Here is a 6,979-nt window from a genome sequence, read left to right as displayed (position 1 = left end):
GCATCGGCTGCTGGACATTCGTGATCCGGCAGAGGCTTATTCCGCGGCGGATTTTCGCCGCGATGCGCTGGCTGAAATGGCGGAGATCGTCGCTGCCGGGCGCATTCCGCTACTGGTTGGCGGAACAATGTTGTATTTCAAAGCGTTGCTGGAAGGGTTGTCGCCGTTACCGTCGGCGGATCCGCAGGTCAGGGCTAAAATTGAGCAGCAGGCAGCAGAGCAGGGGTGGCACGCATTGCACCGGCAGCTACAGGAGATCGATCCCGTTGCTGCCGCGCGTATTCATCCAAATGATCCGCAAAGGCTTTCCCGGGCACTGGAAGTTTTTTTCATTTCGGGTAAAACTTTAACGGAACTGACGCAAACGTCAGGAGACGCTCTGCCGTACCAGGTGCACCAGTTCGCCATCGCCCCGGCGAGCCGTGAACTGCTCCATCAACGCATAGAGCAGCGTTTTCATCAGATGTTGGCTTCGGGTTTTGAAGCAGAAGTACGGGCGCTTTTTGCCCGCGGAGATTTGCATACGGATATGCCTTCCATTCGTTGTGTCGGATACCGCCAGATGTGGTCATATCTTGATGGCGAGATCCCGTATGATGAAATGGTTTATCGAGGTGTTTGCGCCACGAGACAGTTAGCAAAACGTCAGATTACCTGGTTACGCGGCTGGGAAGATATTCACTGGTTAGATAGTGAACATCCTGAACAGGCGCTCAACAAAGTATTACAGGTAGTTGGTGCGAGCCAGGACTGAACGTGTACAATTAAACGGTATCGTGCGTAATTTTTTTTAAGAATCGTAAGGTTCTGAGTACAAAACAAGCATACATATAAGGAAAAGAGAGAATGGCTAAGGGGCAATCTTTACAAGATCCGTTCCTGAACGCTTTGCGTCGGGAACGCGTTCCGGTTTCTATTTATTTGGTGAATGGTATTAAGCTGCAAGGGCAAATTGAGTCTTTCGATCAGTTCGTGATCCTGTTGAAAAACACGGTCAGCCAGATGGTCTACAAGCACGCAATTTCTACTGTTGTCCCGTCTCGTCCGGTGTCTCACCACAGCAATAATGCTGGCGGCGGTACAAATAACTATCACCATGGTGGTAGCGCGCAGGGTTCTTCTGCGCCGCAGCAAGACAGCGAAGACACTGAATAAGGTTGATGCTGTTTCCATGCCGGGGAGCCGGGTTTATTCGATGCGTTTCAGGTTGCAGAAAGGCGGCGCGTAGTGACTCCCCAGCTATTTACGTGAGTAAATGACTGGGGTGAATAACAAATTTGCCAGGGGCAGATTTGAACAACGCGTGTGGTGGCCCGGCCAGAGTCGGGCAAGAAAGCCAACGTCAATGCGGCCTGAAAGACAACGGGTAACTGTGTTCCCCGCTGGTATTTTATAAGGGGTTTACGCTTGTTTGACCGTTATGATGCCGGTGAGCAGGCGGTGCTGGTACACATCTATTTTTCGCAAGACAAAGATATGGAAGACCTTCAGGAGTTTGAATCCCTGGTCTCCTCTGCCGGTGTCGAAGCAATGCAGGTGATTACCGGTAGCCGTAAAGCACCGCACCCAAAATATTTTGTTGGTGAAGGTAAGGCTGTCGAAATTGCGGAAGCCGTAAAAGCGACCGGCGCGTCAGTCGTGCTGTTCGATCATGCCTTGAGCCCGGCTCAGGAACGAAATCTGGAACGCTTATGCGAATGCCGGGTTATCGATCGCACAGGTCTTATTTTAGATATTTTTGCCCAGCGCGCGCGTACCCATGAAGGGAAACTGCAGGTTGAGCTGGCACAGCTGCGCCATATGGCTACGCGCCTGGTTCGCGGCTGGACCCACCTTGAAAGACAGAAAGGCGGGATTGGTTTGCGCGGCCCGGGTGAAACCCAGCTCGAAACTGACCGTCGACTCCTGCGCAACCGGATCATGCAGATCCTGTCGCGGCTGGAGAAAGTGTCAAAACAGCGTGAGCAAGGACGGCGGTCACGAGCCAAAGCCGATATTCCAACCGTCTCGCTGGTGGGATACACCAACGCCGGAAAATCAACGCTGTTCAACCAGATAACGGAAGCCGAGGTCTACGCTGCGAACCAGCTGTTCGCGACGCTGGATCCGACGCTGCGCCGCATTGATGTTACCGATGTGGGCGAGACCGTGCTTGCGGATACCGTTGGCTTTATTCGCCATCTGCCGCACGACCTGGTCGCGGCGTTTAAAGCCACTTTGCAGGAGACGCGTCAGGCGACCCTGCTGCTGCATGTGATTGATGCCGCCGATGTCCGGGTGCAGGAAAACATTGATGCAGTCAATACGGTACTGGCGGAAATTGAGGCCGATGAGATCCCGATGCTGCTGGTGATGAACAAAATCGACATGCTGGATGATTTTGAACCGCGTATCGATAGAGATGAAGAGAATAAACCGATTCGGGTCTGGCTCTCCGCCCAGACTGGGGTTGGTGTACCGCTGCTTTTTCAGGCTTTGACGGAACGGCTTTCCGGTGAAGTAGCGCAGCATACGTTGCGTCTACCGCCGCAGGAAGGGCGGCTGAGAAGTCGGTTCTATCAGCTTCAGGCGATAGAAAAAGAGTGGCTGGAAGATGACGGCAGCGTGGGTCTGCAGGTGCGCATGCCGATCGTTGACTGGCGTCGCCTCTGTAAACAAGAGCCAGCGCTGGTTGATTACGTGATTTGACCTTGCAGCTTGCCTGAAGATATTAACCCCTGTGGGGATATCAAAAACAAATATGGAGCATATACATGGCGTGGAATCAGCCCGGTAATAACGGACAGGACCGCGACCCGTGGGGGAGCAGCAATAACCAAGGCGGCAACTCCGGGGGAAATGGCAATAAAGGTGGTCGCGAGCAGGGGCCGCCCGATCTGGATGATATCTTCCGCAAGTTAAGTAAAAAACTTGGCGGTCTCGGTGGCGGTAAAGGGGGCCAGGGGAGCGGTAGTAGCTCTCAGGGACCACGCGGCCCGATGGGCGGACGCATTGTCGGTATCGTGGCAGCTGCTGCGGTTATTATCTGGGCTGCCAGCGGTTTCTATACCATCAAGGAAGCTGAACGTGGTGTGGTCACGCGCTTTGGTAAATTCAGCCATCTGGTTGAGCCAGGTCTTAACTGGAAGCCAACCTTTATCGATAACGTTCAGGCTGTTAACGTTGAATCAGTACGTGAACTGGCGGCTTCTGGCGTCATGCTGACGTCTGATGAAAACGTTGTGCGCGTTGAGATGAACGTCCAGTATCGTGTGACCGATCCTGAACGCTACCTGTTTAGCGTGGCCAGCGCGGACGATAGCCTGCGTCAGGCGACCGACAGCGCCCTGCGCGGCGTGATCGGCAAGTACACGATGGACCGCATCCTGACCGAAGGTCGTACCGTTATTCGTAGCGATACCCAGCGTGAGCTGGAAGAGACGATTCGTCCGTACAACATGGGGATCACCCTGCTGGACGTCAACTTCCAGACGGCACGTCCGCCGGAAGAAGTGAAGGCGGCATTTGATGATGCGATTGCCGCGCGTGAGAACGAGCAGCAGTACATCCGTGAAGCTGAAGCTTACACCAACGAAGTTCAGCCGCGAGCTAACGGTGCAGCGCAGCGTATCCTTGAAGAGGCGCGCGCGTACAAAACTCAGACCGTTCTCGAAGCACAGGGTGAAGTTGCGCGCTTTGCGAAGATCCTGCCGGAGTATAAAGCTGCGCCGGAAATCACCCGTGAACGTCTGTATATCGAAAGCATGGAAAAAGTGCTGAGCCATACCCGTAAAGTGCTGGTTAACGATAAAGGCGGCAATCTGATGGTTCTGCCTCTGGACCAGATGCTGAAAGGCGCCGGTGCCCCGGCGGCAAAGAGCAGTAGCAGTGGCGCGAGCGATCTTCTGCGTCTGCCGCCTGCATCCAGCTCAAGCAGTGCCAGCACCACGCCGACCACCACGGACGGCAACATTATGGACCAACGCCGCGCTAACGCGCAGCGTAACGACTACCAGCGTCAGGGGGAATAACGATGCGTAAATCTGTTATTGCGATAATTGTCATCGTGCTGGTAGTGCTTTACATGTCGATTTTTGTCGTCAAAGAAGGTGAGCGTGGGATTACGCTGCGCTTTGGTAAAGTTCTCCGCGATAGTGAAAACAAACCGCTGGTCTATTCGCCGGGTCTGCACTTCAAGATCCCGTTTATTGAATCAGTGAAAACGCTGGATGCACGCATTCAGACTATGGATAACCAGGCCGATCGCTTTGTTACCAAAGAGAAGAAAGACCTGATCGTTGACTCCTACATCAAATGGCGTATCAGCGATTTCAGCCGCTACTATCTGGCAACCGGCGGCGGCGACGTTTCCCAGGCCGAAGTGCTGCTGAAGCGTAAGTTCTCTGACCGTCTGCGTTCTGAAATTGGTCGCCTGGACGTGAAAGATATCGTGACCGATTCCCGCGGTCGTCTGACGCTGGAAGTGCGTGATGCGTTGAACTCCGGTTCAGCGGGTACAGAAGACGAAGTCAGTACGCCGGCAGCCGACGATGCTATCGCCAAAGCGGCAGAGCGCGTATCGGCAGAAACCAATGGTAAGGTGCCGGTCATTAACCCGAACAGTATGGCGGCGCTGGGTATTGAAGTTGTCGACGTACGCATCAAGCAGATCAACCTGCCGGTTGAGGTGTCCGAGGCGATTTACAACCGTATGCGCGCCGAGCGTGAAGCGGTTGCCCGTCGCCATCGTTCACAGGGTCAGGAAGAGGCGGAGAAGTTGCGTGCAACGGCGGACTATGAAGTCACCAAGACGCTGGCTGAAGCGGAACGTCAGGGCCGTATCATGCGGGGTGAAGGTGATGCGGATGCCGCGAAGCTGTTTGCCGATGCGTTTAGCCAGGATCCGGGCTTCTATGCCTTTATCCGTAGCCTGCGCGCCTATGAGAATAGCTTCCAGAGCAATCAGGATGTGATGGTGCTCAGCCCGGACAGTGATTTCTTCCGCTATATGAAATCGCCGGATTCGGTTAGCAAGTAAGTGATATTGTGAGTAAAAGGCGCCTTGATAAAGGCGCCTTTTTTATAGGTAAAGTTTAATAAATAACTTGTAACACAATAAGTTATGGGCTTTTTTTAGCGATTCCAGTTCATAATGAACGTGAAATACCGGACAATGTCGCCAGAGGGCTGTTTCCGCATCACTCTGCCATCGCTCCCTCTTTGAGGTGGCGACGAGCTTTCTTTCTAAGGGTCAATAATGAACGCAACAATCTGGCTGGCACTGGCACTGGTTTTAGTACTCGAAGGGCTCGGGCCGCTGCTTTATCCGCGCGCCTGGCGTCGGATGGTCGCGGCCATGAGCCAGCTGCCGGATAATTTATTACGCCGTTTTGGCGGGGGGCTTGTGGTTGCCGGGTTTGTCATCTACTACATGTTGACGAAATCGATGGCTTGATCAAAAAGTGGTCAGACTTGCCTGGAATTGAGTGCAAAAAGTGCTGTAACTCTGAAAAAGCGATGGTAGAATCCATTTTTAAGCAAACGGTGATTTTGAAAAATGGGTAACAACGTCGTCGTACTGGGCACCCAATGGGGTGACGAAGGTAAAGGGAAGATCGTCGATCTCCTGACTGAACGGGCTAAATATGTTGTGCGCTACCAGGGTGGCCACAACGCAGGCCATACTCTCGTAATCAACGGTGAAAAAACCGTCCTCCATCTTATTCCATCAGGTATTCTTCGCGAGAATGTCACCAGCATCATCGGTAACGGCGTTGTGCTGTCTCCGGCTGCGCTGATGAAAGAGATGAAAGGTCTGGAAGACCGTGGTATCCCTGTTCGTGAGCGTCTGTTGCTGTCCGAAGCCTGCCCGCTTATCCTCGATTATCATGTCGCGCTGGACGTTGCGCGTGAAAAAGCACGTGGTGCGAAAGCTATCGGTACAACCGGTCGCGGCATCGGCCCTGCTTACGAAGATAAAGTCGCACGCCGCGGTCTGCGCGTTGGTGACCTGTTTGATAAAGCAACCTTTGCCGTCAAACTGAAAGAAGTGATGGAATATCACAACTTCCAACTGGTGAACTTCTACAAAGCAGAAGCGGTTGACTATCAGAAAGTGCTGGATGATGTGATGGCGATTGCCGACATTCTGACAGCGATGGTGGTGGATGTTTCCGATCTGCTGGACCAGGCGCGTAAGCGCGGCGACTTCGTGATGTTCGAAGGCGCGCAGGGGACTCTGCTGGATATCGACCACGGTACCTATCCGTACGTGACCTCGTCTAACACCACCGCGGGTGGCGTGGCGACCGGTTCCGGCCTGGGTCCGCGTTACGTGGACTACGTTCTGGGCATCATCAAAGCCTACTCCACTCGCGTCGGTGCAGGTCCGTTCCCGACCGAGCTGTTCGACGATATCGGCGAGTTCCTGTGCAAGCAGGGTAACGAGTTCGGCGCCACTACCGGCCGTCGTCGTCGTACCGGCTGGCTGGATATCGTTGCGATCCGTCGTGCGGTGCAGATCAACTCTCTGTCTGGTTTCTGCCTGACCAAGCTGGACGTTCTGGACGGCCTGAAAGAAGTGAAACTCTGCGTTGCCTACCGTCTGCCGGATGGCCGCGAAGTGACGACCACTCCGCTGGCCGCTGACAACTGGGAAGGTATTGAGCCGATTTATGAAACCATGCCGGGCTGGTCTGAAACCACCTTCGGCGTGAAAACGCGCAGCGGTCTTCCGCAGGCAGCGCTGAACTATATTGCACGCATTGAAGAGCTGACCGGCGTGCCGGTTGATATCATCTCTACCGGTCCCGACCGTTCTGAGACGATGATTCTGCGCGATCCGTTTGACGCATAATCATCTCCTGGGGCGCCGCTAAGGCGCCCCTTGTTTTTGCTGTTGACCCGCCCCATTTCAAATAAATTAGCGGCCTGAGCGCTGGCTGGTTTATCATCAATACAGTATCAATACGGTCATTACCCGAGGATCAATACCCACAAG

Annotated in this window: 7 protein-coding genes; all 7 read left to right on the top strand. The window is 53.9% G+C overall.

The window, feature by feature from the left end; genetic code table 11:
- Window positions 1–754: tRNA (adenosine(37)-N6)-dimethylallyltransferase MiaA (miaA, locus tag ACZAHD_RS12025; RefSeq protein ID WP_462456976.1), on the top strand; the 754-nt coding region annotated here is incomplete at its 5' end.
- Between the two features lie 92 nt (window positions 755–846).
- Entirely contained in the window at window positions 847–1,155 is a 309-nt protein-coding gene (hfq, locus tag ACZAHD_RS12020; RefSeq protein WP_100685556.1) for an RNA chaperone Hfq, read from the top strand.
- A 252-nt stretch (window positions 1,156–1,407) separates the two neighbouring features.
- On the top strand, window positions 1,408–2,688 hold the full coding sequence (gene hflX / locus ACZAHD_RS12015; protein WP_004857038.1) for a ribosome rescue GTPase HflX: 1,281 nt from the start codon (window positions 1,408–1,410) through the stop codon (window positions 2,686–2,688).
- Between the two features lie 65 nt (window positions 2,689–2,753).
- Window positions 2,754–4,010 (top strand): FtsH protease activity modulator HflK, encoded by a 1,257-nt coding sequence (gene hflK / locus ACZAHD_RS12010; RefSeq protein WP_462456975.1) that lies wholly within the window; start codon window positions 2,754–2,756, stop codon window positions 4,008–4,010.
- Window positions 4,011–4,012: 2 nt separating this feature from the next.
- The gene (hflC, locus tag ACZAHD_RS12005) at window positions 4,013–5,017 is read left to right on the top strand and encodes a protease modulator HflC (RefSeq protein WP_462456974.1); all 1,005 of its coding nucleotides are present in this window, start codon (window positions 4,013–4,015) and stop codon (window positions 5,015–5,017) included.
- 219 nt (window positions 5,018–5,236) lie between these two features.
- Window positions 5,237–5,434, top strand: a complete 198-nt coding sequence (locus ACZAHD_RS12000; RefSeq protein WP_462456973.1) for a DUF2065 domain-containing protein — start codon at window positions 5,237–5,239, stop codon at window positions 5,432–5,434.
- Between the two features lie 102 nt (window positions 5,435–5,536).
- Complete coding sequence (locus ACZAHD_RS11995; protein WP_004857049.1) at window positions 5,537–6,835, top strand: adenylosuccinate synthase; 1,299 nt, start codon at window positions 5,537–5,539, stop codon at window positions 6,833–6,835.
- The last annotated feature ends 144 nt before the right edge of the window (window positions 6,836–6,979 follow it).

It is taken from the genome of Raoultella sp. (assembly GCF_039594335.1).
Taxonomy (GTDB): domain Bacteria; phylum Pseudomonadota; class Gammaproteobacteria; order Enterobacterales; family Enterobacteriaceae; genus Klebsiella.
This window is presented reverse-complemented; position numbering and strand designations above follow the sequence as displayed.

Bases quoted from the DNA above. Each gene is read 5' to 3' on its own strand.
- hflK (WP_462456975.1), top strand. From the start codon at position 2,754: ATGGCGTGGAATCAGCCCGGTAATAACGGACAGGACCGCGACCCGTGG.
- hflC (WP_462456974.1), top strand. From the start codon at position 4,013: ATGCGTAAATCTGTTATTGCGATAATTGTCATCGTGCTGGTAGTGCTT.
- hfq (WP_100685556.1), top strand. From the start codon at position 847: ATGGCTAAGGGGCAATCTTTACAAGATCCGTTCCTGAACGCTTTGCGT.
- ACZAHD_RS12000 (WP_462456973.1), top strand. From the start codon at position 5,237: ATGAACGCAACAATCTGGCTGGCACTGGCACTGGTTTTAGTACTCGAA.
- ACZAHD_RS11995 (WP_004857049.1), top strand. From the start codon at position 5,537: ATGGGTAACAACGTCGTCGTACTGGGCACCCAATGGGGTGACGAAGGT.